Origin of the sequence: Desulfomonile tiedjei (genome assembly GCA_016212925.1) — a bacterium.
In the GTDB taxonomy this organism is placed as follows: Bacteria; Desulfobacterota; Desulfomonilia; order Desulfomonilales; family Desulfomonilaceae; genus JACRDF01.
In genome coordinates, this window is record JACRDF010000031.1 from 120,886 (window position 1) to 147,011 (window position 26,126).

General features: G+C 53.5%; 20 protein-coding genes. 9 read left to right on the plus strand and 11 right to left on the minus strand.

The features are described from left to right. The first annotated feature begins 60 nt into the window (after window positions 1–60). The 3 genes from HY913_13440 to HY913_13450 are packed head-to-tail and all read left to right on the plus strand — an operon-like array spanning window position 61 to window position 2,475. The gene (locus HY913_13440; GenBank protein ID MBI4964275.1) at window positions 61–1,881 is read left to right on the plus strand and encodes a hypothetical protein; all 1,821 of its coding nucleotides are present in this window, start codon (window positions 61–63) and stop codon (window positions 1,879–1,881) included. Window positions 1,882–1,885: 4 nt separating this feature from the next. Continuing rightward, the gene (locus HY913_13445) at window positions 1,886–2,299 is read left to right on the plus strand and encodes a hypothetical protein (protein ID MBI4964276.1); all 414 of its coding nucleotides are present in this window, start codon (window positions 1,886–1,888) and stop codon (window positions 2,297–2,299) included. Beyond that, on the plus strand, window positions 2,299–2,475 hold the full coding sequence (locus HY913_13450; GenBank protein MBI4964277.1) for a hypothetical protein: 177 nt from the start codon (window positions 2,299–2,301) through the stop codon (window positions 2,473–2,475). The genes HY913_13445 and HY913_13450 overlap by 1 nt, the downstream gene beginning before the upstream one ends. A gap of 161 nt (window positions 2,476–2,636) precedes the next feature. Here HY913_13450 and HY913_13455 read toward each other — a convergent pair whose 3' ends face one another. Together HY913_13455 and HY913_13460 are read right to left on the minus strand one after the other, a co-directional pair. Then, the gene (locus HY913_13455; protein ID MBI4964278.1) at window positions 2,637–3,035 is read right to left on the minus strand and encodes a nucleotidyltransferase domain-containing protein; all 399 of its coding nucleotides are present in this window, start codon (window positions 3,033–3,035) and stop codon (window positions 2,637–2,639) included. Continuing rightward, a complete protein-coding gene (locus HY913_13460; GenBank protein ID MBI4964279.1) occupies window positions 2,974–3,462 on the minus strand; it encodes a HEPN domain-containing protein in 489 nt (162 codons plus the stop codon). The genes HY913_13455 and HY913_13460 overlap by 62 nt, the downstream gene beginning before the upstream one ends. A gap of 188 nt (window positions 3,463–3,650) precedes the next feature. Between HY913_13460 and HY913_13465 the strand changes: the two genes are divergently transcribed. Both HY913_13465 and HY913_13470 read left to right on the plus strand, forming a co-directional pair. Next, window positions 3,651–6,308 carry a sigma 54-interacting transcriptional regulator gene (locus tag HY913_13465; protein ID MBI4964280.1) on the plus strand — a complete coding sequence of 886 codons (2,658 nt, stop codon included), beginning with the start codon at window positions 3,651–3,653 and terminating at the stop codon, window positions 6,306–6,308. 63 nt (window positions 6,309–6,371) lie between these two features. After that, entirely contained in the window at window positions 6,372–6,551 is a 180-nt protein-coding gene (locus HY913_13470; protein ID MBI4964281.1) for a hypothetical protein, read from the plus strand. Here HY913_13470 and HY913_13475 read toward each other — a convergent pair. From HY913_13475 to queF, 9 genes are all read right to left on the minus strand, one after another. Beyond that, a complete protein-coding gene (locus HY913_13475) occupies window positions 6,526–6,798 on the minus strand; it encodes a PAS domain-containing protein (GenBank protein MBI4964282.1) in 273 nt (90 codons plus the stop codon). The genes HY913_13470 and HY913_13475 overlap by 26 nt on opposite strands. A 38-nt stretch (window positions 6,799–6,836) precedes the next feature. After that, window positions 6,837–9,992, minus strand: a complete 3,156-nt coding sequence (locus tag HY913_13480) for a PAS domain S-box protein (GenBank protein ID MBI4964283.1) — start codon at window positions 9,990–9,992, stop codon at window positions 6,837–6,839. Window positions 9,993–10,609: 617 nt separating this feature from the next. Beyond that, window positions 10,610–11,026, minus strand: coding sequence for a hypothetical protein (locus HY913_13485; protein MBI4964284.1), 417 nt, complete (start codon window positions 11,024–11,026; stop codon window positions 10,610–10,612). 136 nt (window positions 11,027–11,162) lie between these two features. Further along, window positions 11,163–14,450, minus strand: coding sequence for a PAS domain S-box protein (locus HY913_13490; protein MBI4964285.1), 3,288 nt, complete (start codon window positions 14,448–14,450; stop codon window positions 11,163–11,165). Between the two features lie 614 nt (window positions 14,451–15,064). Continuing rightward, entirely contained in the window at window positions 15,065–16,015 is a 951-nt protein-coding gene (locus HY913_13495) for a GDP-L-fucose synthase (GenBank protein MBI4964286.1), read from the minus strand. Beyond that, the gene (gmd, locus tag HY913_13500; protein ID MBI4964287.1) at window positions 16,012–17,094 is read right to left on the minus strand and encodes a GDP-mannose 4,6-dehydratase; all 1,083 of its coding nucleotides are present in this window, start codon (window positions 17,092–17,094) and stop codon (window positions 16,012–16,014) included. The genes HY913_13495 and gmd overlap by 4 nt, the downstream gene beginning before the upstream one ends. Before the next feature lie 175 nt (window positions 17,095–17,269). Then, window positions 17,270–18,121 (minus strand): sterol desaturase family protein, encoded by an 852-nt coding sequence (locus tag HY913_13505; GenBank protein ID MBI4964288.1) that lies wholly within the window; start codon window positions 18,119–18,121, stop codon window positions 17,270–17,272. A gap of 6 nt (window positions 18,122–18,127) precedes the next feature. Then, the gene (locus HY913_13510; protein MBI4964289.1) at window positions 18,128–18,925 is read right to left on the minus strand and encodes a TVP38/TMEM64 family protein; all 798 of its coding nucleotides are present in this window, start codon (window positions 18,923–18,925) and stop codon (window positions 18,128–18,130) included. Between the two features lie 35 nt (window positions 18,926–18,960). Continuing rightward, on the minus strand, window positions 18,961–19,404 hold the full coding sequence (gene queF, locus HY913_13515) for an NADPH-dependent 7-cyano-7-deazaguanine reductase QueF (GenBank protein MBI4964290.1): 444 nt from the start codon (window positions 19,402–19,404) through the stop codon (window positions 18,961–18,963). A 414-nt stretch (window positions 19,405–19,818) separates the two neighbouring features. Between queF and HY913_13520 the strand changes: the two genes are divergently transcribed. From HY913_13520 to HY913_13535, 4 genes are read left to right on the plus strand one after another with little or no spacing between them, the layout of a single operon-like run. Continuing rightward, window positions 19,819–21,411 carry an anion permease gene (locus tag HY913_13520; GenBank protein MBI4964291.1) on the plus strand — a complete coding sequence of 531 codons (1,593 nt, stop codon included), beginning with the start codon at window positions 19,819–19,821 and terminating at the stop codon, window positions 21,409–21,411. A gap of 50 nt (window positions 21,412–21,461) precedes the next feature. Further along, window positions 21,462–23,213, plus strand: coding sequence for an adenylyl-sulfate reductase subunit alpha (locus tag HY913_13525; GenBank protein MBI4964292.1), 1,752 nt, complete (start codon window positions 21,462–21,464; stop codon window positions 23,211–23,213). Between the two features lie 16 nt (window positions 23,214–23,229). Then, the gene (locus HY913_13530) at window positions 23,230–23,556 is read left to right on the plus strand and encodes a 4Fe-4S binding protein (GenBank protein MBI4964293.1); all 327 of its coding nucleotides are present in this window, start codon (window positions 23,230–23,232) and stop codon (window positions 23,554–23,556) included. Continuing rightward, window positions 23,556–25,958, plus strand: coding sequence for a hydrogenase iron-sulfur subunit (locus tag HY913_13535; protein MBI4964294.1), 2,403 nt, complete (start codon window positions 23,556–23,558; stop codon window positions 25,956–25,958). Before HY913_13530 ends, HY913_13535 begins: the two co-directional genes overlap by 1 nt. The last annotated feature ends 168 nt before the right edge of the window (window positions 25,959–26,126 follow it).

Sequence of the window (26,126 nt, forward strand, 5' to 3'; positions counted from 1 at the left end):
CATTAGTCAGGAAGGAGAGCGAGCACTGGAAGCAATCCAAAAGGAAAAGGGCAAGTCCGCATGACCACGTACATCCTGGGCATTTCGGCATTCTATCATGACAGCGCAGCGTGTTTGGTGGCGGATGGCCAAATTGTCGCCGCGGCTCAGGAAGAACGCTTTTCCAGGAAGAAAGGGGATGACCGTTTTCCGGAAAAGGCCGTAGAGTATTGCCTTGCAGAAGCTGGGATCACGGGATCGCAGCTTTTTGCGGTAGCCTACTATGACAAACCTGTGCTTACCTTCAGCAGATTGCTTCAATCGTACCTCGAAACGCCCTGGATCAGTTTCAAGAGCTTTAGGGTCAGTCTGCCGCTATGGTTGAATCAGAAGCTGCATATACCGGCCGTGATTTCGAAAAACATCCCGGGGTTTGAAGGCGAGATGTTTTTCTCGCGGCACCATGAGTCACACGCGGCCTCGTCCTTTTTTTGCAGCCCCTTTGAGGAAGCGGCAATCGTGGTTGTGGACGGGGTGGGTGAGTGGGCCTGCACTTCCATAGGCAAGGGTATGGGAAACAGGATCGAAATGCTCAGAGAGGTGCATTTCCCTCACTCACTGGGCTTGTTCTATTCCGCTATGACTCAGTATTTGGGTTTCAAGGTAAATTTTGACGAATATAAGGTCATGGGGCTGGCTCCGTATGGGACTCCGAAATATGTGAACCTGATTCTGGACAACATCTTGGACCTGAAAAGCGATGGGTCCTGTGCGCTGAATCTCAAATACTTCGATTTCGTCCACGGGCTTTCCATGATCAATGACCAACTGTGCACGGTGACCGAACATGCGGTCAGGAAACCCGAGTCGGAGCTGGATCAGTTTCATATGGATTTCGCCGCGTCGGTTCAAGCCATTACTACAGAAGCGATGCTGCGGCTGGCTAGGACAGCCAAGGACCTGACCGGTGCCGCCAACCTGTGCCTAGCAGGAGGGGTAGCATTGAACTGTGTGGCCAACGGGGTCATTCATCGCGAGCACTTGTTCGAGGAGATTTATATTCAGCCGGCTGCAGGAGATGCCGGCGGGGCCGTCGGCGCTGCACTACAAGTTTGGTACGAGGCCCTGGAAAACAAACGGACTGCATCGAAGGATGCTATGAACGGGGCATATCTTGGCCCGGCTATTCAGACGGATAGCGCCGGAACATACCTGAACGCCATGAATCAGCCGTACATCGAGGTGGATCAGGCCCTGCTGCCCAAGCAAATCGCCGGGTGGCTTGCGGAAGGACTTATAGTGGGCCTTTGCCAAGGCCGAATGGAATTTGGGCCCAGGGCGCTGGGGGCACGCAGTGTGTTGGGCGATCCCCGGGACGCGAAGAACCAAACGAGGATCAACTTGAAGATCAAGTACAGGGAATCGTTCCGTCCTTTTGCTCCCGCTGTGCTGGAAGACCATTCCCAAGACTTTTTCGAGATGGATGCTCCGAGCCCTTATATGCTCATGGTGGTCCCGATCCGGCAGGACCGTCGCCTGAACGAGGAACAGAACCTAAAAGAGACGGGGTTTGCCAAGCTGAAGGTCGTTCGTTCCGAGGTGCCGGCCATAACCCATGTGGACTACTCCGTCCGCCTTCAAACCACCACCAGCGAGCGCAACGGTTGCTTCTGGCAGATCATCAAGGAGTTCCACAACCTTACGGGCTGCCCCATGATCGTAAACACCAGCTTCAATCTGCGTGGCGAACCCATCGTATGTGACCATATAGATGCCTACCACTGTTTTTCGATGAGCGACATGGATGTTCTGGTACTTGAGAACTTCGTGGTTACCAAGCCCGGCCTGGAGCTAAACTACCCAGAAGGAAGCCTTAAAGAAATGCCAAAGAGTGAAGGATGACAGGATGGAGACAGGGTCTCGTGAGTTATTATCAAAGTATGAACGATCGGCTCTAATTAGAGCCGGATGTGGATTAGCCATCGCGGCCATCGTTCTATTCTGGCTGTTCGACGGCCCTAGAATAGTTTGGTTCCTGGCAGTCTTGAGTGCTACCGCCTTGATAGGTGGGGCCGTAGGCCGAGGGCTAGGGTACAACATCTATCTGATATTGAACCTGGGAGCCGAGATTCTTGGAAAGGCAGTTTCGTTCTTGATGGTCGTCATCATCTACATGCTTGGGATCGGCGTCTTTGGATCGCTGCTGCGACTAGTGGGCATGGACCGTTTGCAGCGAGATTGGCAGGAAAACCGGCTCAAGACGAGCATGTTCGTCCATCCTCCCAAGACGACTAAGGAATCATTGCGGAGGCAGAGTTGATGGATACACGGAAAACGAAGCAATCCAGCCACGGTCTACTAGCAGAATACCTTTACTTTTTGCGCACATATAAGATGTGGTGGCTTGCCCCTCTCTTCGTCCTGATCGCTGTGTTGGGTGTGTTCGTTGTGACGCTCGGATCAAAGGCGGCTTTGATGATCTACGCACTCTTCTAGGCCCCTCGAACCGCCCGACCGACATTTTGGCAACGGCCTTCGCCGTGATAACACACTGTTATTGGTGTATTTGGTGCTGGAGAAACGTCCTAAGAATCCTTGTGTCGGTGGTTCGATTCCGGCCCTCGGCACCAGAAATCCAAAGAATCCCGCGTAGTCTGCTAATCAGAACGACGCGGGATTTTTTTGTTTGACGTAGTGTCGTGATGGACCCAAACCGTTTCCCGCTCCAGAGTGAGCACGAATCGTCCACGGTGCTGTCTAAACGATTCCCATTCTTCCAGCGTGTACACAATAATTTGTGCCGGCACAGGCAGTTGATCTACTTCCCAGTTCAGAGACCGTCTTTCAAAGACATCCTCGGCGCTACCCACTATAGCGATCAGATCCAGATCGCTCCCAACGCCCCAATCACCTCGAGCATATGAGCCGAAGTACCCGAGTTTGATTGCCTCGGGATGCCGTTTCACTATATGTCCGGCCCAAACACGGACCGCTTTATCCACTTCGTGGCGATTGGGCCATTTGAACACTGGCGAACTCAATGATCTCACCGGCATATTTGATAGCCTCTTCGCTTTGTAGCCGCCCGTAGTGCTCGAACGGAGCACCTGCCGGGTGCCCGTTCGGATAACGAGTGGGGATATAGAAGTTGTCCAGAACTCGAGCCTTCTCGACCATGTCCTCCGGCGGTGGAAAAGGCAGGTCCACCAATAGTCGAGCTACAACATGACCCCACGCCTCCTGCCCGGCGGTCAAGTGCAGAGCCTTGACCGCTTTCTCCGCTGCTTGGTGAGCTGCGAAGCAAGCCCACTCATGGCGTCCTTCCGACGCGGAAGATCGGGCCTGGTCAAGGTCCCGAATCGCTTGGGCCAACCAGTCTTTTGCTCGATTTGGCACCGATCCCTCCTTCGGAATTTTCGGTACGTACCTCCGCAGGTTTGACGAAAAAAACCGTTCGTTTCGACAGCTAAAACTAGGTACCATAGTAACATGATGGTTGATCATCTACGAAAAATATTCATTGCCATGTGCTTGCCGTCCGCGGCTGAAACGGCGAGAATCCGACACGGACGAACAAGAACTTGCGGCGTGCAATTGGGGCCGGGTTTCGTATCGGGTTGAAACATGGTATCCTTCTCGGACGGAATGATGCAAACCGACCGGAATGGATCATGAAACCCGACAAGCCTCCTAGTGGAGGCGATTTTGAAGATACCGAATCGATCGCGATAGACTTTGCCACCCTTCTGACCGAGGATGTGAGTACGTCGGGGAGCTTCTATGTCAAAGGAGTGCAGACAAGCTCACTCGGCAAGTTGTTGCAAGCTCTGCCCATCCCCGCCTTGTTGATTGATCAAACCCATTGCATAATCTTTGCGAATGAAGCGTGCGGAAGAATGAGCCCGTCCTATGAGAAGGTGCTGGCCGCGCCGATTACTGCAATATGCCCCGATCCTGCCACTGCGAAGGAGATTCAGCTTGTCACCGAAGAGGTCTTCTCTACCAGAAAGCCGCGGGCCTATCAGGCGGCACTGGGAATTGAAAACAAGAGAATATGGGGTCGGATGTTCTTCCGGTCCCTCCGTATGGCCGACCAAAGGCTGATACTTATTCTCATCGAAGATCTGACCCTTGAAAAGAAACAACTTCTGCTCAGCCAGAAACATCAGGAAGCTTTAAGGAAAGAAATCCGGGAACGTAAACGTGTCGAGAAGGAGATGCGGGACAGCGAAACGCTCTTACGGAGCATATTGTCCACATCTCCGGTGGGGATTGGTCTGTCCGAAGATCGGGTCATGGAGTGGGCCAACGAAGCTTGGGTGGAAATGTTCGGGTTCGAAAATGAAAGCGAATTTGTAGGGCAAACCACCAGGATGATCTATTCATCCGACGCAGAGTATGACCGTGTCGGAAAGATCTTGTATGAAAGCCTTCGAACCGGCGCAGTGACCGATACGGACGCTACGTTCAGACGAAAAGACGGCTCGCATTTTGAAGGTCACATAAGGATGAAAGCTCTGGGGACCCCCGATCGTCCCAAAGCCACCGTTGCCGCCATTTCGGACATATCGGAGAGGAAGCGAGCGGAACAGTCCCTTAAGGAAAGCGAAGAACGGTACCGCGCGGTTGTACAGGATCAAACCGAATTGATCTGCCGCCTCTCAGCGGAGTGGAAGTTCACCTTTGTCAACAGTGCCTTCTGCCGTTATTTCGATGTTGAGGAAAAGGAGCTTATCGGGCGGAGCTTATTGCCCCTCCTGCCCGGGAAATCACGGCAAGAGATACAAAACCATCTCGCTTCCTTGAGTTATCAACACCCTGTGTCGACTTATGAAATCCAAGTTCCCACTTCCCGCCGTGAACGCCGCTGGTTGAAGTGGACCAGCCGGGCGTTATTTGGCGACAACGGCGAACGCCTCGGGTTCCAGTTCGTGGGACAGGACACAACTGCCCGAAAGAGAGTCGAAGAAGCTCTGCGTCAGAGTGAACGGAGGTTCCGAGCCATTTTTGAAGGGTCAGAGGATTATATCTTTCTGAAAGATAGGTCGTTGACATACATTGACGTGAACCCTGCCGCTGAAAGATTCCTGGGACTGCCGGTCTCTGAAATCATAGGTTCAACTTATGAGGACCTGTTCAGTCCGGAAGATGCCTCCTACCTGACAGACGTGGACGCGCGTGTCCTGAACGGGGAAACTATACAGGAAGAACATACTATCAGAATCAACGATGTCCCCGCGGTCCTCCTCGAAATGAGAGTTCCTCTCAGAGATGACTCAGGTGAGATCATAGGTATTTTCACCATTGCACGTGATATCACCGATCGGAAGAGAGTCGGGGTCCCTTTGGAGTCGGCCGGAGAGTATCCTTCGAAGGCCATGCAATCCACTTTGTTTCAGGCCAAAATTGCGGCAAAAAGGGCCTCCACCATTCTCCTCACAGGCGAAAGCGGGAGCGGAAAAGACTATCTGGCCCAGTACATCCATAGCCATTCCGATCGCGCCAACGGGCCTTTCTTTTCGGTCAATTGTGCTGCAATAGCACCGGAACTCGCCGAATCGGAGCTGTTTGGCCATGAAAAGGGGGCCTTTACAGGAGCCGTGGTTCGCAAACGAGGACTGCTTGAATTGGCCGAGGGCGGCACTCTGCTGCTCAACGAGATCGGAGAACTCTCGCTTGCATTGCAGTCAAAATTGCTCAGCTTCCTCGATACCAGAACGTTTACCCGTGTAGGCGGTGAAAAAGAGGTCTCCGTCAATGCAAGGCTTATCGCCGCCACTAATAGGAACCTCCAGCAAGAGGTTCAACAGGGGCATTTTAGACACGATCTCTTCTACAGAATCAACGTGATGTCCATAGAGGTCCCTCCCCTTCGGGAAAGACGAGAAGACATCCCTATTCTCGTAGCGGAACTGGTCGCCAGACTTTGCCGGGAACTACAGCTTCACAAGCCCGTTATTGATGCCCCCACGTTAAATGTCCTTGCAGAATATGATTGGCCGGGGAATGTTCGTGAACTCTGTAACGTACTGGAAAGAGGCCTGATTCTCTCAGACGGCAAATCTTTGGATTTGAGCTTTCTCAAATTGAAGGGCCGTGGTCAGACGTGGTCCGCGGACGAGTCCTTGACCACTTGTCTGCCGTCGAGCAGCACACTTCAAGAAGCGATCGACGAGGTGGCAAAGAAATGGTGCATGGAGGCGCTTCGACAGGCCGGAGGCAACAAGACAACCGCAGCTCGTATCCTGCGAATATCCCGCGACACTCTTTACCGTTACTTAAAGAAGTTAGGGATAGAAGATGCCGATGGATTGGCACCAGAGGATTGACCCGGACTGGATCTAGTCTTCTGCTTTAGTCGATATTCCCGATCTCCCAGAACAGGTGCAAGAATGGCAACATTCCTTGACTGGGAAAGAGACCTCGATGCACTTGACTGCAAGACCCCTATGGAACGATTTCTGGAATCGGCTAATCAGACACCTGCCCGGGACGGGCTTGAAGCCCTGTCCGGCTCTGGAAGAAAGTGGCTCCGGCGTCAGGACTTCAGACTCGACCTAAAAAATGAATAAAGTTAAGTGACCCCCGGCTCTGCCGGGGGTCACTTAACTCGGACGGACAGAGAATAGTTCCCGCATCATCCACGTGCCTAAGCACATTGTCCCGACATGCCGTTCCGATGACCTCTTCTTTCTTGAAACCCGTGATTCTCTCTGTGCCACGATTCCAATACCGAATGATTCGGTCTCGGTCCATGAAATAGACTCCGTCCGAGATCCCGTCCAGCAACCGTTCATAAGAGACGCTTTCCTCCTCCACAGATTGGCTCCTTTGGGCCTATAACTCGGTGCGATCGTTTACGCGTCCAGAACACGGCGAACTGCTTCTAGAAGCCCCTTCATTGCGTAGGGTTTATCGACGAAGCCGCTTGCTCCTAATTCAATGGCCTTCTTGGTCTCTCCGGCCGCGGAATAGCCGCTGGCTATTAGCACCTTTATTTGTGGGTCAATCTTCAGAAGGTCCTCAAGACACTGCTTGCCCCCCATTTCCGGCATCATGAGATCCAGGATCACGAGCGAAATGTTGTGCCCTTCTTTCTTGTACTCATCCAAAGTCTCTAGTCCATTGGCTGCGGTGAGCACAGCGTAACCGGATCGTTCCAGAATCCTTTTCCCCAGGTCCCTTACCATCTCTTCATCATCCACCAACAGGATTGTCTCAGTACCACGCGAGAGTATCCGTGTCTCCGTGGCGTTCTCCGACTTCGCTTCGTTCGGGATCACAGGCAGATAGATATTGAACGTTGTCCCCATCCCAGGTTCGCTGTTGCAGATAATGTAACCTCCATGCTGTTTGACCATGCCATAGACCATAGCCAAGCCGAGACCTGTTCCCTCGCCCGAAGCCTTGGTAGTGTAAAAAGGCTCAAATATGTGATTCAATGTTTCCTGATCCATGCCGTGACCCGTATCTGAAACGGAAAGCATTACATAATTACCCGGTTTTGCGCCCAAATGCAGCCCGCAATATTCTTCATCCAGGGCAACAAGCCTCGTAACAATGGTCAGCTTACCCCCATCCGGCATGGCGTCTCTAGCATTCACCGCAAGGTTCATGAGGACCTGCTCCACTTGGGTCGGGTCTGCAATCACCGGGGGTAGTCCATTAGACAGGGCCAGTTCGACTTCGATCATTTTGGGAACCGTTCTAGTCAGCAATTGTTTGGCCTGCTCAATTTCGTGGTTCAGATTCAAGGGGCGTGGATTGAAATCGGCCTTCCTGCTAAAGGCAAGTATTCTTTTTACCAGATCGGCTCCACTCGTGGCTGCGTGTTTTATTCTCTGAAGGTCTGCATATGAAGGGTCTCGTTGATCTTTACCGATGAGAAGCAATTCGGAGAATCCCAGGACTACTGTTAGTAAGTTGTTGAAATCGTGAGCAATGCCTCCAGCCAGAGTGCCGATGGATTCCATCTTTTGTGCCTGAAGGAGTTCTCTCTGAAGTTTTTTTTGGTCGGTCACATCTCGTACGATTCCCCGGTATCCGGCAATGCTTCCATCCTCCCTATGATACACAGATGAGGTGAGCAGGCAGTCCATCTCTGCTCCGTCTCTCTTCCGATACTTGACCGCATAATCTTTCACGAATCCCTTCTTCTCTATCTCCTCCTGGAACTTTAGGCGGTCAGCAGGATCAACGTAGAGGGCGCGGATGTCCTTGCCGATCAGCTCCTCTCTTGTGTAGCCAAAGATTTCCAAGAAAGACGGGTTGACATCCATTATCTCCCCATCTCTCAGGACAAAGTACACCCCGTCTCTCGATTCTTCAAAGAGGGTACGGTATCGTTTATCACTTTCTCTCCGCGCCTCCTCCGCCTGTTTGCGTTCGGTGATGTCCATTCTAATCCCCAGCATCCGGGTCACCTTTCCGTTTTCATCACGTTTGATGCCGAATCCCCGGACCTGTTGCCACCGATAAGTGCCGTCGGCATGCTGCAAGCGCGCTTCGTATTGATATTCCTTGAAATCCCTCGTCAGCACCTCCTGAATTCTCTCTTTCACTTGCGCCCGATCATCGGGATGCACTCGGTCCAACCATTTGCGGCGGTCCGCCAGCCCTGTTTCAGGTTCATATCCAAGCATGGAATGGTATGTTGGAGAGGCATACCATTGATCATTTTTCACATCCCAATCCCAAATCCCGATCTGGGCGGCTTCCAAAGTCAGCCGTAGCCGTTCTTCGGAATCCTGCATCTTTCCCTCGGCCTTCTTGCGCCCAGTGATGTCCACAAACATGGCCCGTGTCCCGATCACCTGTCCCGAAGGATCCATTTCAGTCGCGGTGTATAGGAGAGCCGGGATGAGCCTGCCATCGTGAGTCAGCAGTTGTCGTTCGCCGATGAAAAATTCCCCCGCCAGAGCACGTGTGTACCCGCCACGTTCGAGGAGTTCCGTGCGAGACTCAGGCGAGTAAAAATCCGCCAGCGGCTGTCCCAGCACTGCTTTTCGCGTGTAACCCACTGAATTCAGAAACAGTTCGTTGCAGTCGCTGATGAGGGGTACGCCTCGTTCATTCCGCGTGATTACATACATTAAGGGCGCATCCTCAAACAGTCGCCGATACCGTTCCTCGCTAAGACGCAAGGCCTCTTCCGCACGCTTCCTGTCCGTTATGTCCTCAGTCAGCTCAATGACGTACTGAACCCGACCCTCAGAATCCTTGATTGGAGACGAGATGAGGTGATAGCATCTGATTTCCGAACCTGCCGGGGTTTCGGTGATCGCGTCATGTACTTCACCGTCCTGGAGGGTAAGAACACAAGGACAGTACGAGCAGGGCTTCAGCCTTGGAGGGTCGTTGTAATGCTCATAACAGATCTGCCCGCATCCAGGTCGAACGTGAGGGAAATATCTTTTCATGGCCTTGTTGACTTCAACGATTTCCATATTAGCGTTGAGAACGGAAATCCCTACCTCAACGTTGTCAATTACCGCTCGAAATCTCTGCTCGCTCTCTTTGAGGGCATCCTGGGACCGCTTGATCTCAGAAATATCGTGTAATATGCAGTGAGTCTGTCTGAAACGTCCTTGTTCGTCACGCCCTATTTGCCCATCAAAAGCCACAGGGATTTGGGAACCGTCTTTCCTGAGCATCTCAAACTCGACCCAGTGAATCTCGCCCGCTGCTTTGAATTTTGGGAAGTTGATCTTGAAATGATCCTGATAACCGGGAGCCAGAAAATCTCCGAACCACCTGCCAATGACTTCTTCTCGTTTGTATCCCAAAGTATCGAGCCAGGCTTGGTTCACTCCAAGGAAATGGCCGTTTTCGTCCAAGGATTGATAACCCAAAGGAGCGTTCTCATACAGAAGCCGAAACTGCTCCTCGCTCTCCCTCAGTGCCTTTTCTATTCCTACCAGCCGGGCTTGTGTCGCCTCCATTTCGGAAATCCTTTTGCGCATCTCCGCCAATTCCTCGATAAGTCGTCCCTTGGTTTTATCCTCATCCCGCAAGGCAGGCCTCCTTCGACAGCTCATTTTCCGCTGGCAGGTGAAATCTCAGCGCACACGGCTACCACATATTTTAGATGCCACACCCGGAGATCTCAAGGGATTGAACGACTATAGTGATTCTCAAAGGTCTTCGCGAAATGAAATCGCACTGCTGGACAAGCCAGCAGTGGCACCCACAAGTCAATCCGTGATTACTTTCGAGAACCGCTATAGGTGACGGATCAGGGAAGAAGGGGTGGTGGGCTCCGTAAGGCTAACACGTCAGAAAAGGAGAGAATTTTTGAGAGACTGTGTCGCGAGATGGTTAGACTCCATGAAGTCAAATCCCATCGAAATGACCATAAGACCAAGTCACCTTGAAGACAAGAATATTGAGCCACGCAGATCCCGTTATGCTTGCCATCCTGTCCCAGGATCGCTCCAGGGGGGCAAAAGCTTCCACGAGGACACTTTCGGCCTCATCCGGGCTCCTAAGGACTTTGTTCGGAAACCGGTTTTCACCGATTTCCTCCCAAAGGCGTTCGACGGGATTGAGTTCCGGACTCTAGCGAGGCAAGAAAAAAATCCGCATCGTAAAAAAGCACACACCATCGGATCATTTTGTTTGCAGATAGGCTCTATTTTTGGCCCTGGCCCTTTTTTTGCTCCAATTCCTGTTTGACCCAGTCGCCCAATTGCTTCTTTTTTTGGTCTATTTCCTGCTTTGCCTGTTCTCTTATTGACTTCGCCTTTTGCTCAAGGTCTTTCTTGAGTTTTTCCAAGCCCTGTTGCTGTTCTTTTAGGCCCTGTTTGGCTGCCTCGATTTCCTTTTTTCCACGGTCCCGGACATCTTGTTTGAATTGCTCAAGGTCTTGCTTGGCCTTTTCCTGGAGCTGTTGTCTGAGTTTTTGCAGGTCCTGCTTCGTGATCCCTTCCCCTTGCTGACCCTGTTTGGTGGCAGCTTCTCCTTGCTGAGCCTCTTTCTCCGCGGCCAGGCCGAAATTGGGGGCGACTATTGCCAGCATTAAAACCAGGACTAAAATCAGTGGCCTCATAAGAAATCTCCTTTCAAGAATTTCACTTCCACTTCTGCCAAGTGTAATCAGTTGTGTCCGCGGGGGCAACACTGTTTTTTCATGGCCTTTGCAGTAGCGGTCGAATCCGGTCAAGGCCGTACCCGCGTTGTCGTTGTCACGCGGCATCCAAGATCTCTCGCACCTGTCCCAACAAGTGCGGCATAGAAAACGGTTTCGTGATGAATCCCCGCGCGCCGGCTTCAATAAGTTCTTCCTTTTTCTGGAGGTCCGTGTACCCGCTGGCAATGAGGACTTTTGCGCGAGAATCTATTTCCATAATCTCCCGGAGGCACTGCTTGCCTCCTATACCCGGCAGGGAGAGATCAAGAATCACCAGAGAAATCTCGTCCTTGTTAGCGTTGAAAACGTCCTTCGCGTCTTTCCCGCTGCACGCTGTCAGGACAGTATATCCGGCTCGCGTGAGCATCCTTTTTCCCAGATCCGTTATCAACTCTTCATCATCAACTAGAAGAAGGGTCTCGGTTCCAGCGCGAATTTGCGCCTCTTCAACCAACTCCTGTTGATCTTCATCTGCCGTCAAGACCGGCAGGTATATGGTGAAGGTAGTTCCCTCGCCCGGTTTGCTTTCGCAGTCAATGTGGCCGCCGTGTTTTTCCACGATTCCGTGTACCACGGCCAGTCCCAGACCCGATCTCTCGGCAAGTCCTCTGGTTGTAAAGAAAGGCTCAAAAATTCGTTTTCGGGTAGCTTCGTCCATGCCGTGGCCGCTGTCCGCCACTTTCAGCATCACATAGTCGCCTGGTTTTGCCCCCACATGTGAACTGCAATACTCCTTCCCAAGGGTCACATTTCCGGTTTCAACAACCAGTTTGCCTCCTTCGGGCATGGCGTCTCGACTGTTCAAAACGAGATTAATGAACATCTGTTCCATCTGGGCCGAATCCGCATTAATGGCGGTGAGGTCCGCAGCCAAATTGCATTGGATCTCTATTGTTCTTGAGATCGTTTTGGACAGAAATTTTACGACTTCCTTCACCTCATTGTTCAAGTTCATCGGGCGGAATTGGTACTCGGCCTTTCGGCCGAATGTGCGGAGCTTATGCACCAATTCCGCGCCGCTGATTGCAGCAGAGGCTATTTTCTGAAGATCCGCACGAGCCGGGTCGCGGGCGTCTCTCTCTTGCAGAAGCAGTTCGGTATAGCCTGAGACCACGGTGAGAAGATTGTTGAACTCGTGGGCGATCCCACCTGCCAGGGTTCCGATTGCTTCCATCTTTTGCGCCTGAAGTAATTGCTCTCTCAAACTTTCCCGTTCTTGTTCGGATCTTTTGCGATCCGTTATGTCAACGACAACCGCAAGCGTGGCCGCGTATTCTCCTTTGGCATCGCGAATTGCCGACACGTAAATATCCGCCCAGATCACTATGCCGTCCTTTCGGACATAACGTTTTTCCAATCCGTAGAAATCCTTTTTCCCGTGCACCAATTCCAGCAGATGCTTTCTCGAAACATCCGCATCTTCGGGATGAGTTATGTCAAAGAAGGACATCCGCAGCAGTTCCTCTCGCGTGTAACCGAACATGCTTGCCGACTTGGAATTTACCTGTAGGAACCTCCCTTCACGGTCTGACAGGTTGATCCCCGCGGCCGCATTGTTGAAGACGGCGCGGTACCGCTCCTCACTTTCCCGCAGGGCCTCCTCGGCAATCTTTCGGTCCGTGACGTCCCGGCAAATGGCCTGAAAGCCTACGACCGCTTCACCTTCAAACACCAATTGGACGCTTTGCCCTATCCATGCCGTTTCTCCCTGTTTGGTAATAATCGGCACCTCGTAGTAAGTGTCGGGAATTCCTTTGACAAATTGAACCCCGTAGAATTTTTCAACTTGCTGCTTGTATTCCGCTGGGATCAAATCGAGATAATGCTTGCTGGTAATTTCGTTCAACGAGTAGCCTGTGGTTCTGAGTCCGACCGGATTCATCAGAACAAAGTATCCATCTGCGTCTGTCACGTAGATTATGTCATTGGCATTTTCGACTAAGTCCCTGTACAGTTTTTGGCTTTCCCTCAGCGCCTCCTCCGCGAGCTTTCTATCGGTTATGTCCGTGGTGAAGCACAAACCCGCGGGCTTGCCTTCCCAGGTTATCAGCACCGATTCCATTTCGATCCACTTGACCTTCCCTGTGCCGGTAATAACTCGAAAGGATCGGCGCCAGGGAACTTCGTCTCCTGACATTCTCCTGAGGTGGTAATGAACCACCTCCTCGCGGTCGTCCGGATAAACTACCTCGACAAAGGGTTTCTGCAGTAATTCCTCTTCGGAATACTCCATGCCCTCAACCACTCTGGGGTTGACAAAGCGGAGCATTCCGTCTTGAGTCACAAAAATTCCCTCGTGAGCGTTGTCCACCAGTAGTCTGTATTTTCTCTCCGATTCTCTTAGGGCCCTTTCAGCGCGTCGCCGTTCGGTCACGTCCCGTACCACCGACAGAGCAGCCGGTTCCCCTTCAAACGTGGTGGGAACCGCAATAGCTTCTCCGTACCCCGAGGTCCCGTCTGATCTGACAAAAGTCATATCGAGGAGAGGTGCAGCGGAAGACTGAGCCTCAACCAGGTCGAACCTCTGCCGGGCCATTTGATGATGATGGGAGGGAATGAAGTCAAATACGGATTTGCCCGCCATTTCTTGGGGACTTTTCATTCTAAGAGACCGGGACGCGGCCTCATTCGCCAACAGAATCTTCCCCTGTCTGTGGACAATCATAGTGTCAGGAGAAACATCGAAGAGCTGCCGGTAACGGTGTTCGCTTTCCACGAGCGCCCGCTTGGCCCTGTTGCGCTCGGTCACGTCGTACCCTACGGTGAGAACCGCAGGCTCGTTGTGATACGTAGTGACAACGGAAGCGGTTTCCACCTCGGCAGTGGTTCCGTCGAACCTCAAGACCCGGATCTCCTGGGTAGCGAGTGAGTCCTGCTCTCGGTCCAGTCGCTTCAGCCTTTTCAAGACCGTTTCGCGATAGTCAGGGTGGACTAAATCGAGGATGGGCTGTCCGAGCAATTCATCGGCTTCGGCCGCAAGGTGGAATCTTACGCCGGCCGGATTTGTCTGTATAATTCTCCCATCCTTATGGAGGAACATAGGATGCGGCGACACCTCGAACAAGCTGCGATAACGCGTCTCGCTCTCCTGCAGGATCTGCATTGCTTCGGACCTCTTCGCGATGATCCAAAGAAGATACAATCCGACTCCGGCAAGCACGGCCATTTCAACACCGATCTCGACGTAGTCGCCCATATCGGTGAAAAAACCCTTGCCGCTGAAGTACCTGTTGACACCCGTAAATACTAGCGTAGCCGCTACCAAGACGGTGAATAGGATCCCTTTTCGAGGTGTGACCAATAGGGCAAGTTTTTCGACGTAATAATCGCTAGTTGGTTTCATGCCTCGCCTCCCTGTCGGGATTCGTGGCTAGCCCATCCGACTCCCTCCCCCCAATATCATACATGCAAAAGCCACGGCTTTCCAAGCCATCTTTTATAAATTCACTTTCCGCCGGAAAACCGTTCGGAGTCCCTTCCATGTCTCAATTTGGCCACGGTTCGCTTGGTAGGATCTGCCATGCCGATTCGCCACAAAAAATACAACATCGCCAACAGTTGTCATTGCGAGGGCGTCTAGCCCGAAGCAATCTCAGCGACGAGAGATTGCTTCGTCGCTTCGCTTCTCGCAATGACAGCTGATACGAATTTGCGTTCAAGTTGCTGCTCTCAGATTGTTTCAGCAGGGACCGACTGTAGGGGCGACACATGTGTCGCCCTGGTGGGCGAGGCATGCCTCGGCCCTACCATGGCCAAGGCTTTGTCAGCAGTTTGATTGCAAATCTGTGTGATATCTTGTGTGTTACGACAATAATAGCGAACTGGTATCAAAAGGGGCACGAGGACATGTGGAAGCAAATCCGTAAGACAGCCGCTGGTGCAACGAGGTCGTTTACAGATAACGCGACAAAGGGGCAGCGGCTTCCTTGGGCTGGCGTCACTGGTGACCTAGGGTGGTTACTTCCTTAGCCGGCTTTCGTTCTCTACGTACCAGCGGTATGTGGATTCCAGGCCTTCTCTTAACGGTATGGAAGGTCGCCATCCCAGCGACTTAATTCTGCTGACGTCAAGGAGTTTGCGAGGAGTTCCGTCAGGTTTGTCCGGATTGAAATGGATCTCTCCGTCGTACCCGACAACATCCTTGATTAGAAGAGCCAGCTCCCGTATAGAAAGATCGGTTCCCGCTCCTATGTTCACGGGTTCACTTGAACTGTAATTCTCCATTAGAAACACGCAAGCGTCCGCCAGGTCCTCCACATGCAGGAATTCCCTCAAAGGGGCGCCGGTGCCCCAAATTTCTATGGAATCGGCGCGCGCCACTTTGGCCTCGTGGGTCTTGCGCAACAGCGCGGGAATCACATGAGAATGCTCAAGGTCAAAGTTGTCATTCGGCCCGTAAAGGTTGCTAGGCATGACCGAAACATAATTAGTCCCGTACTGCCTGTTATAAGACTTAGCCATAATGATACCCGCTATCTTGGCAATGGCGTACGGCTCATTCGTGGGTTCCAGATATCCGCTTAGAAGCTCTTCTTCCTTCATTGGTTGCGGCGCAAACTTTGGATAGATGCAGGAGCTGCCGAGGAACAGGAGCTTCTTCACGCCGGCCAGGTGCGCAGCATGAAGAACATTCGTTTGAATCATCAGATTGTTATAGATGAAATCCGCAGGGTAAGTGGCATTCGCATGAATCCCGCCCACTTTTGCCGCGGCAAGGAAAAGCCAATCCGGCTTGAGTTCTTTGAGCAGATCAAGGGTGGCCTGCTGATTTGTCAGGTCCACCCGGGGGGTCGGGCCTTTTAGCAGGGCATAACCCTTTCGGCCAAGGTGGCGAGCCAAAGCAGAGCCGACCATTCCCGTCGCGCCTGCCACAAAGACCGTGGTTTCTTTCCTCGGGACATCGCTCATCGGAACCCCGCATTTTTACACAGCAATTCCTTTTCAGCTTCTCGGAGATCCGCCACGACCATTCGTCTTACGAGTTCGGCAAAGGGGACTCTCGGTTTCCAGCCAAGGACTTCCCGGGCTTTAGTGGCGTCACCCAGTAATTCATCTACCTCCGTCGGACGGAAATACTTTGGGTCCACTAGGACCAACGTCCGGCCGGTTTCGGCATCAACTCCCCGTTCGTCAATACCTTCGCCGTGCCAGACCACAGTGATTCCCACTTCTTTAAACGCTCGCTCGATGAACTCCCGCACGGAATGATTTTCTCCTGTTGCGATCACGAAATCATCCGGTTCGCTGTGCTGGAGAATCAGCCACATGGCCTCCACGAAATCCCCTGCGTAACCCCAGTCTCTCTTGGCATTGAGGTTGCCGAGATAGAGCACGTCCTGCAATTCGAGCTTGATGCGGGCGACAGCGCGAGTGACCTTTCTCGTCACGAATGTCTCCCCGCGAAGGGGAGACTCGTGGTTGAAGAGTATGCCGTTCGAGGAGAAAAAGCCGTAAGCCTCGCGGTAGTTACGCGTAATCCAATAGCCATACAGCTTTGCAACAGCGTAAGGACTTCTCGGATAGAAAGGAGTGGTTTCCTTCTGAGGCGACTCCTGGACCATGCCGTACAGTTCGCTGGTAGAGGCCTGATAGAAACGCACCTTGTCCGTCATGCCCAATATGCGAATGGCTTCCAGCAGTCGCAGGGTACCGAGTGCGTCCGCATTGGCGGTGTACTCGGGAGTCTCGAAAGAGACCTTCACATGGCTCTGTGCGGCAAGATTGTATATCTCGGTGGGCTGAAATTGCTGGATGATACGGATAAGATTGGTGGAATCCGTGGTATCCCCGTATTCAAGCTCCAGCCTGCGGTTAGGCGCATGGGGATCTTCGTACAGGTGGTCGATTCGTTGAGTGTTCAGCAGGGAGCTGCGTCTCTTGACACCGCAAACGTCATATCCTTTATCAATTAAGAAGTCCGCGAGATAGGCTCCGTCCTGACCGGTAATACCTGTTACCAGCGCTCTCTTGTCCGAGGATGGGTTCATGGAAGGCCTTCCAATAGCAATAGAATCGGAGTTGCTAAACGATGGAAATTAGCACGGCATGGAGGCCGGCGTCAAGGCTCACGACTTGCCTGGGCAACGCTTCGCGTGGGCCTGGAAAGCAGGAACCAGTGGCCTCGGCGCATTCCGGGTCTCGCTGTTCCTCGGTTCATTACGGCTAGCCGCCGGAGCCGGAAGCTCCCCTCTGGTTTATGGGGTAGTTGCCCATAGCTCCTACAAAAGGCAGGGCCAGCATCCAAGGCAAAGTGAGACGAGCCGGATCACGGAACTGGTTCAGCCCTATGCTCATGCCTTCGTGTCCAAGCCTGGGCTGAGCCCGGTACGTTCCCAGCAGACGGTCCCACCAAGGAAGATTGAACCCGAAGTTGCTATTGGTCTCAGTGGGAAACACCGAATGGTGAACCCGGTGCATATCCGGAGTGACGACGAACAGCCGCAGGACTTTGTCGATGGCGATGGGCACGGACAGGTTACCGTGGTTGAACATTGCTGCGCCGTTTAGAATAATCTCGAAGATAATCACAGCCAATGCCGGAGTACCTGCAACCAACACCGCGGCCATCTTGATCAGCATGGAAAGGCCGATCTCAATCGGATGAAAACGTGACCCGGTCGTCAAATCAAAATCGAGGTCCGCGTGGTGCATCATGTGTAGCCGCCAAAGAACAGGCACAGCGTGAAACATCACATGCTGCAAGTAGATCACGAAATCGAGAAAGATCACCGAAACCACCACGGCAAGCCAATAAGGTATTTCGACATTGTTCAGCACGCCCCATCCTTTTTGAGAGGCCAAAGCGGCCACTCCCACCGCGGCGATCGGAAACAGAATCCGTAACAGGATCGAGTTTATGACGACTATCCCGATATTGGAGAGCCACCGGACGGTCTTGGACGTGGTCAGCCGACGCCTCGGGGATGCCCATTCGGCAAACGCCACTGCTGTGAAAATCCCAATAAAGAAGCCGAGACGCACGATCAATTCATGGTGAAACACAAATCCATTCATATGTAACTACACGTCCCCTTTCCTTTGGGCCGGAGCCTGTTGGCCATCGTTCATTCCGCCGGCTACAGTTGCAGGTTGTTCAGTGGCCTTGAGGCTCCTGCGAGCCAGCCGCGTCACAAACCCCGCGACCAGTACTGTGGCGGCAAGACCGACCCAGAAAAAGATTTGGCCGGCCAAACCCTTCTCAACGTTGCCCGCGGCCACATCCGCGAGAGATCTTGCAGCCGACCCGAAGTAGACATACATCAACCCGCCCGGAACCATGCCAATCACGGAAGCGATTGCGTAATTCCTAAACGAGACCTTGGTCAAACCCAAGGAGTAGTTGAGAAGGTTAAACGGGAATACCGGGCTTAGCCTCAACAAGAAAACGATCTTGAACCCTTCCCTGCCAACTGCCTCATCGATTGCCGCAAACTTAGGGTTTCCTTCAACTTTTCGTGCAACCCAATCACGAGCAAGATTGCGTCCGACCAAGAACGCTGCACAAGCTCCCAGAGTAGCACCGGTCCATGCGCACAGGAATCCGACCGGCAGACCGAACAGAAATCCGGCCCCAAGAGTGAGTACCGACCCGGGGAGAAAGAAGACGGTGGCGATTACATAGAAAGCCGCCACGACAACGGGACCCCAGACCCCGAGCCCCTGCGTCCACTCCAGAATGCTTACAACGTGCTGTTTCACCGGAAAGAGCCACAACGCGGCGGCCGCACTCGCTACGATCACCACCAGCAAAACGATTTTCAAGGATAATGATTTTCCCGACAGCCGCACGTCCCGGCGTGCCGCATCGTGGTCTTTCATGTTGCTGCTCCGGTTTTTCCTGCGGTACCCGGCTCCTACGGCAAAATTTCGCGGGGCCGCTCAAAGCCGGGTTTACAGTATTCTGCGCTCACGTCTATGGATATTCCCCCGCGGGGATTCATCAATCCTCGCACTCTGGCCCATTTGGGCTCACACGCTGCAACAAGGTCGTCCAATATCTTGTTTGTAATCTCTTCGTGAAACATGCCTGCGTTCCTGAAGGAGAATAGATATATTTTTAGAGACTTAGACTCCAGGCATTTCAGATCGGGAACGTAGGTTATAACGATCCGAGCGAAGTCAGGCTGCCCGGTTACGGGACAAAGGCTGGTAAACTCCGGGCAGTTAAATTCCACCACATAATTCCGATTGGCGTATTTATTGGCAAAGCTCTCCAATCGGGCCTTTTCAGGGCTTTCAGGATAGACCGTGCCGGCCTTGGAAAGAACGGTCAGATCATCGAACTCGCGTTTATGCATGTTTTCACCATCGAATTTACCCAAAACCGTCCGTCAACGGTAGTGGGATCGGGGTGAGCCGCAGATACGCCACCGTGCTCCGTGCCGACCATGGCCAAGAGGCTACAGAGAGCCAAAACTGAATGCGGCTTCCCCGATTCCTATACAGATAGTATTAAGCACAAACGGTGTGAGGTTCAAGCTCATACCTTACGGCTATGCCAAGAATATTCAATTATCGAAACTGCACCTGTTCTTGTGCATCGGGAGGGTAACTGTCTACCCCGCGGCAAGGTCTGAAGAAATTCTACAGCCGACTCGGTGCCTCAAAGAAAAATTCTCTCTCTCTTATCGTCCAGCCGATAGAACCTTTCACGATTCATCAGTATCCTTCGACCATGGACAGCAAGCCATACACAGGGAGGGCAAAGCATCATGCAGACCGGAGATGGTCTCGCTGAGGGAGTGCAAGAGGCGACGAGTAACGACTTTCCGGAAACTCGTCCACCCGGCATCATCGCCTACATAGTGGAAAACATTCGAGACACGGGAAAGAACCCCACATCGGTGCTACTAGGGTTTTTCGCCGCCTGGGTCGCGTTCTTTTTGATCTTCAAGGTGCTACCCGTTCCTAATGGCTTGCCGCCAAACGGTATGACGGTTCTGGCCATAGTTGTTTGGGCCAGTATCATGTGGGTCTCGGAGGCTTTGCCCGTAGGCATAACCGGCATCTCGATCCCCACTTTGTTGCTCCTGACCCACGCCATCCCCTGGAAGGACGGCAAGGCGCCTATGGCGACGCTGTTCTCGGGATTCACCTCACACGAGGTGTGGCTCTGCCTGTTTGCCTTTTTTGTCGGGGCCATCATGCAGCTTCTCAGAATGGACCGGCGCATAGCCCTGGGAATCCTGGACAAAGTCCGTGCATCCACGGTAGGCCGGGTCATCTGGGGCATGTTTGGGGTCAATATCGTCCTGGCATTCCTGATACCCGCTGCAAACGCACGAGCTGCCACCCTACTGCCGGTTATTAAAGGGATCACTAACTTGCTGGGGGATACACCGCAGGAACAAGAAGCAAAAAAAGCCATCGTGATCCAATCCCTTGTTTATGGCTGCATGATCTGCGGGGTATTCATACTCACTGCTCACATGCCTAATTTGATCATGGTGGGTATCTTCAGCAACAACGGATTCCCCAACCTCAGCTACTTGAATTGGGCGGTTTTGCAATTCCCATACCTGGGAATGTTTGTCCTGACTCAATGGTGGGTGCGCTACCACTTCAAGACCGCAAACATCCAGATCGCAGGCGGCCACACCGAGATCAGCGGACAGTATCGGAAGCTGGGAAAAACGAGTCGGGCCGAATGGATCCTCCTGGGGGTGTTCGGCATCATAGCCATGCTATTCGCCATGGGCAAGGGCAGCCCTATTTTTGTCCTTCATCATTTTCAGCTCGGAGCTGTAGCACTCGTCGGGATCCTCATCCTGTTCATGCCCGGACTGTTTCCCTTCAAGTGGAAAGAAGTCCAGGACCGCACTATCTGGGGGACCTTTCTGCTACTCGGCGGCGCCATCACCCTGACCGCGGCCATGAGCAGTTCCGGTCTGGCGGGGTGGCTGGCTGACCATATTCACGGCGCGGTGGTCGGCCTACCCTGGTGGGGGATCGTTCTCGCCCTCATGGTCGGCACCCACATCATCCGCATAGGCATGCTTTCCAACGTAGCGGCAGTGGCCATGCTGGCCCCTATCGTCTTTGAGATGGCGCCCAAGGTGGGGTTGCATCCGGTGGCGTTCACCCTCCTGGTGTGTGACACCGACACCTACGCGTATCTGCTCCCTACTCAGATTACCGCTGCGGTCATCGCTTATGGCACGGAAACCTTTAGTACAGCGGATTACGCCAAGGCCGGCTGGGTTTGCATCCTCATTGCGATCGCTTACGGCCTGCTGGTCATGGCCCCCTGGTATGCCTTCTTGGGCTTGCCGGTTTGGGACCCCACCGCACCATGGCCCTACTAGAGCTAAGACAAGACTCAAAGATTCACGAACGAAAGGGAAGGTGACAGATCATGAGTCGCAAGACAATTACGGACATTAATGAAGTGGAAACTCAAGAGATAGAGGCCGATATCTTGATTGTCGGAGGTGGAAACGCGGGATGTTTCGCCGCTATTGAAGCCAAGAAGCTCAATCCGGCTCTGCGCGTAGCCATCATGGAGAAAGCTCACATAAGCCGCAGCGGCGCAACCGCCGCCGGTATGGACGCAATCAACACCTACATTCCTGATGGCAGGACTCCCGAGGATCTTGTCAGATGGAGTCGATCCCAGGTTGGAGGAGGCCCCATACGAGAAGATCTTGCCTTAAGCAACGCCCAAGAACTTAACGAGGCGGTGGAAGACCTGGAACGATGGGGGTTGCCTATACTGAGAGACGAGGATGGCATCGCTCAATACCGCGGTAAATGGGACGTTTCCATTCACGGCGAGCAACTCAAGCCGATCATGGCCGAAAAGGCCATTGAGTCGGGAGCGGACGTCTACAATCGCGTCGTTGCCACCGGACTCCTGATGGACCGCGACAGATGTGTGGGGGCAACGGGGTTTGGAGTAAGAGACGGGAAATTCTACGTGTTCAGAGCGAAGGCCACCATTGTCTCAACCGGCGGTGCTTGCGGCCTGTACAAGTCATACACCAGCGACGCAACCAGTTCCCACCACCAGACCTGGATGAGCCCGTTCAACGTGGGAACCGGCTACGCGGTGGGGATCCGTGAAGGCGCGGAAATGACCTCACTCGAACAAAGATGGGTAGCGACCCGGACAAAGGACCACTGCGGTCCCGTCGACACGATATCCGTGGGATACAAGTCTTCGATAATCAACGCCAAAGGGGAGCGGATTCTCGAGAAGCACTACGCCCATCTTGGCGGTGACAAGGCCCCCCGCTACATTCGAGCCAACGCGCCGATGGAGGAATGGTTGGCAGGCCGAGGCCCCACCTATGCGGATACCACCGACCTGTCTCCCGAGGACGCGAAAGACCTGAAGATGGATTACCTGAACGAGCGACCCTCGTTTGTTTTGTTCCTTGCCAGCAGAGGCCAGGACATAACCAAGGAGCCCATAGAGATCTACGGCAGCGATCCCTATGTAGTGGGTGGCCACTGCCAAAGCGGCTATTGGGTTGGCATAGACCGCATGACGACTGTCCCCGGCCTGTTCGCTGCCGGAGAGTCGGCGGGAGGGACTCCCAACAAGTTCGTCGGCGGTTGTGCGGTTGAAGGAAAGCTGGCTGCAAGAGGCGCGGCCAAATATGTAGCTTCCGTGACCCTACCAGGCCTGAACGCAGATCAAGTGGCCAAGGAGAAGGAGAGGGTTTTCGCACCTCTGTTGCGCGGCCCCGAGTTTGACGGCATTTCCCCGGTGGAAATGGAAGAACGGATGCAGCGCCTCATGGATGAGTACGCCGGCGGGATTTCGCAATTCTACAGAACCAACGAAGAACGCCTCGATTACGCGCTCAAGCATTTGAAAATGTTGGCTAACCAGAGCCAGTATCTGTATGCCAAGGACCTTCACGATCTGATGAACGCTCACGAGGTGTTGGACCGTCTCGTCGTAGCCGAGGTCCTCACGCATCACCTCAAGTTTCGAAAAGAGACCCGCTGGCCCGGCTGGCAAACCCGGTCCGATTTTCCGGACGTCGATCCGAACCTGGACTGCTTTGTGGAAAGCAGATTGAACAAGCAAACCGGCGAAGTGGAGATGTTCACACGCCCCTATGAGCAACTCGTACCCGGCGACCGGTACACACCTTAACGAGGAGGAGATCAGCATGCCCCCGAGAGTTGATAGAGAGAAATGCGATGGTTGCAATGCCCAGCAAGAACCCCTGTGCGAACAGGTCTGCCCCGGCGATTTGATGGCCCTGGGCCCGGACAAGAAGGCGTATTGCAGGGCGCGCCGCGATTGTTGGGATTGCATGTCCTGTACCAAGGTCTGTCCCGTCGGAGCGATAGAGACACGTATTCCATATCAGCTGGGCTACCACGTGGCGAAGCTCATTCCGATGATGGGCACCGACAGCATAACCTGGACATGTATCGACATCCACGGAAATGTGGAACGATTTCGTTACAAGAATAGGATTGAGCCCGAGTAATGGAGAAGGTTGTTCCAAAAATCGGACTTCTCCTCTGTGTCGAAGGAGGCGGGCTCCACCGAACTTTGGACCTCGAAGCCCTGGTAACAAAATTCGCCAAGGTCAAGGGCGTGGTGAGGTGTGAGATCGTCAGCGATCCGTGGGCCCCGGCCTTCCTTGATTCAATCATGAAGGATGTGGAAAGCGGCCACATCAACCGCATCCTCTGGGTGGGACGTTTCACACCATATCAGACTAAGTTTATCGAGACTAAGCTGGCTTCAGTCGGGTTGAACAGGCACCTACATGAATGGCGCGACCTCGAGGAACAGGGAATAGGCCGGGAAGACTTGGATCCTGGCGTCCTCAAGCGCAAGGCCGAATCGCTGATCCGGATGTCTCTTGCACGAACCAGGCTCCTGGTTCCCCTGGAGCCTGTGGAAGTCCCTTCTTCGGACGCTGTCCTGATTATCGGAGCAGGGGTCGCGGGAATTCACACTGCCGACACTCTATCGGGTCTGGGCAAGCACGTGCACCTCGTGGAGAAGGAAAGCGGTGTGGGCGGAAAAGTGGCGCTACTCTCCCGGTTCTATCCGCGGTTATGCGATCCCCGTTGCGGCTTGGAGTTCGCTCTGAACAAGCTGGCCGGATCGGATCTCGTGGAAGTTCACACGCTCTCAGCAGTGACCTCGCTTACAGGCGGTCCCGGAAACTTTGAAGCGAAAATCGAAAAGAGACCCCGCTATGTGAATGAACAGCGCTGTAACGCCTGCGGCGCATGTGCAGCAGTGTGCCCAACTCACGTGCCGGCTCTTTCGCGGGGCAACCAAACAGACTCCTGCCAAGGTGCAGCTTCGGGGGGCATTGGCAATTTACTCCTACCCAAATCCAGGGCCGTCCATCCGGCCACGCCGATGCCCTTTCCATCTGCCTTTGTAATCGACAGAGATCTTTGCCCTCCGGGCTGTAATGAATGTGCGACAGCCTGCCCTCAGCAAGCTATAGACTTCGGTCAATCCCTGTCGGAGGAAACCCTCAGAGTCGGAGCGGTCCTCGTCACCACAGGATGGGACCCATACCCTCTCTCGCGGGTGGGGGAGTTCGGTTACGAGAAAAGCGACCGCATAATCAGCAACCTGCAAATGGAGCAGCTTCTTGGCCCGGATAACTCGGGGCCCGGGGCGGGCCGGGAATCGCCCCTGAAAGACATAAAGGAAATCGGCTTCGTACAGTGCGCGGGCAGCAGAGACGAGCGGCATCTTCCGTACTGTTCCTCGATTTGTTGCTCCGTGAGCCTGAAGCAGGCCGTGGAAATAAAGGAAAGGGACCCGGAAGCGAACTGTTACATCTTTTATATTGATGTTCGCTCTCCGGGGTTCGACGAAGAACTTTACCGGCGGGCCAGGAATCTGGGTGTCGTCTTTGTTCGTGAAGTTCCATCCAGAGTCATTGTGCACCCGGTCTCCGGGAAACCGGCAGTGCAAGTGATAGACCCAACTCTGAACAGACCGCTGGAAATGAATCTCGACCTCCTGGTATTGGCCGGAGGGATGACGCCGGCCCAAGGCAGTTCGGATGTGGCCCACGTCCTCAACTTGCCCACGAATTCCTACGGCTTCTTTGAGTCTCACTACCAATGTCATCCCGATGAGAGCCAGAGAACGGGCATTTATGTTGCCGGATGCGCCAGGGAGCCCATGAAGGTCAGCCATGCTATCGAATCGGCGCATATGGCCGCCTTAAAGGCTTTGAGGTTTCTCGAGGGGTCCATTTCGATTGAACCCACCTTTCCGGTGGTGGACAAGGCCAAGTGCGATCAATGCAAGCGCTGTATGGAGAGCTGCCCGTTTTCCAGCTTTGTTTTTGATGAAAAGGGTTTCCCTACGCCCGACCTTGCGAGGTGCCGCCAGTGCGGGAACTGCATGGGGCTCTGCCCTCTCACCGCCGTATCGCTGGGCCATAACACGATCAAACAAACAGCAGCACAGATTGGAGCCATCAACACAGCTTTCATGGGTGACAAAGACCCTACGGTTCTGGCATTTCTCTGTCAAAACGACGCCTATAAGGCTGCCCGAGCTGCCATGGATCAAGGTCTGCCTGTTCCGCCAAATGTCATCTTTTTGAAAGTTCCATGCGCAGGTGCCGTGAACAACGCATTGATAGCCGATGCCCTTTCCAACGGCATCGACGGAGTCATAGTGGCCGGTTGCCAAGAAGGCCAATGCCACTATGTGAAGGGTAACCAGCTCGTGCAGAAACGAAGTGGCGACTTGAGCGACAAACTGAAGTCGATGATGGTTGACCCGGCAAGGGTCCGGTTTGAAGCGATTGAAATCAGAGACGCTGACAGATATGTGGACACCTTACGGTCATACATTGAGGAACTCAGAGCAATGGGACCAAATCCATTCAAGGTATAGTTCACCGGGCTTGAGGCGGCTCTGCGCCCGGTGAGAATGGAGGGGGAGACCATCTCCCCCTCCAAACCTCCCCCATCGTGACTCTCAGGAGTTAAGACTATCCCGATGAACAAAGCGGCCCCACTACCGCAGTCAGCCAAGAGCACTGGGTACAGCCGGTACCAAGAC

Coding starts and splice junctions, on each gene's coding strand:
- HY913_13495 (MBI4964286.1), bottom strand. CDS start 16,015: ATGAGCGATGTCCCGAGGAAAGAAACCACGGTCTTTGTGGCAGGCGCG.
- queF (MBI4964290.1), bottom strand. CDS start 19,404: ATGCATAAACGCGAGTTCGATGATCTGACCGTTCTTTCCAAGGCCGGC.
- HY913_13505 (MBI4964288.1), bottom strand. CDS start 18,121: ATGAATGGATTTGTGTTTCACCATGAATTGATCGTGCGTCTCGGCTTC.
- HY913_13445 (MBI4964276.1), top strand. CDS start 1,886: ATGGAGACAGGGTCTCGTGAGTTATTATCAAAGTATGAACGATCGGCT.
- HY913_13470 (MBI4964281.1), top strand. CDS start 6,372: ATGGCAACATTCCTTGACTGGGAAAGAGACCTCGATGCACTTGACTGC.
- HY913_13490 (MBI4964285.1), bottom strand. CDS start 14,450: ATGAAACCAACTAGCGATTATTACGTCGAAAAACTTGCCCTATTGGTC.
- HY913_13440 (MBI4964275.1), top strand. CDS start 61: ATGACCACGTACATCCTGGGCATTTCGGCATTCTATCATGACAGCGCA.
- HY913_13455 (MBI4964278.1), bottom strand. CDS start 3,035: ATGCCGGTGAGATCATTGAGTTCGCCAGTGTTCAAATGGCCCAATCGC.
- HY913_13510 (MBI4964289.1), bottom strand. CDS start 18,925: ATGAAAGACCACGATGCGGCACGCCGGGACGTGCGGCTGTCGGGAAAA.
- HY913_13465 (MBI4964280.1), top strand. CDS start 3,651: ATGAAACCCGACAAGCCTCCTAGTGGAGGCGATTTTGAAGATACCGAA.
- HY913_13525 (MBI4964292.1), top strand. CDS start 21,462: ATGAGTCGCAAGACAATTACGGACATTAATGAAGTGGAAACTCAAGAG.
- gmd (MBI4964287.1), bottom strand. CDS start 17,094: ATGAACCCATCCTCGGACAAGAGAGCGCTGGTAACAGGTATTACCGGT.
- HY913_13530 (MBI4964293.1), top strand. CDS start 23,230: ATGCCCCCGAGAGTTGATAGAGAGAAATGCGATGGTTGCAATGCCCAG.
- HY913_13460 (MBI4964279.1), bottom strand. CDS start 3,462: ATGGTACCTAGTTTTAGCTGTCGAAACGAACGGTTTTTTTCGTCAAAC.
- HY913_13485 (MBI4964284.1), bottom strand. CDS start 11,026: ATGAGGCCACTGATTTTAGTCCTGGTTTTAATGCTGGCAATAGTCGCC.
- HY913_13520 (MBI4964291.1), top strand. CDS start 19,819: ATGCAGACCGGAGATGGTCTCGCTGAGGGAGTGCAAGAGGCGACGAGT.
- HY913_13450 (MBI4964277.1), top strand. CDS start 2,299: ATGGATACACGGAAAACGAAGCAATCCAGCCACGGTCTACTAGCAGAA.
- HY913_13535 (MBI4964294.1), top strand. CDS start 23,556: ATGGAGAAGGTTGTTCCAAAAATCGGACTTCTCCTCTGTGTCGAAGGA.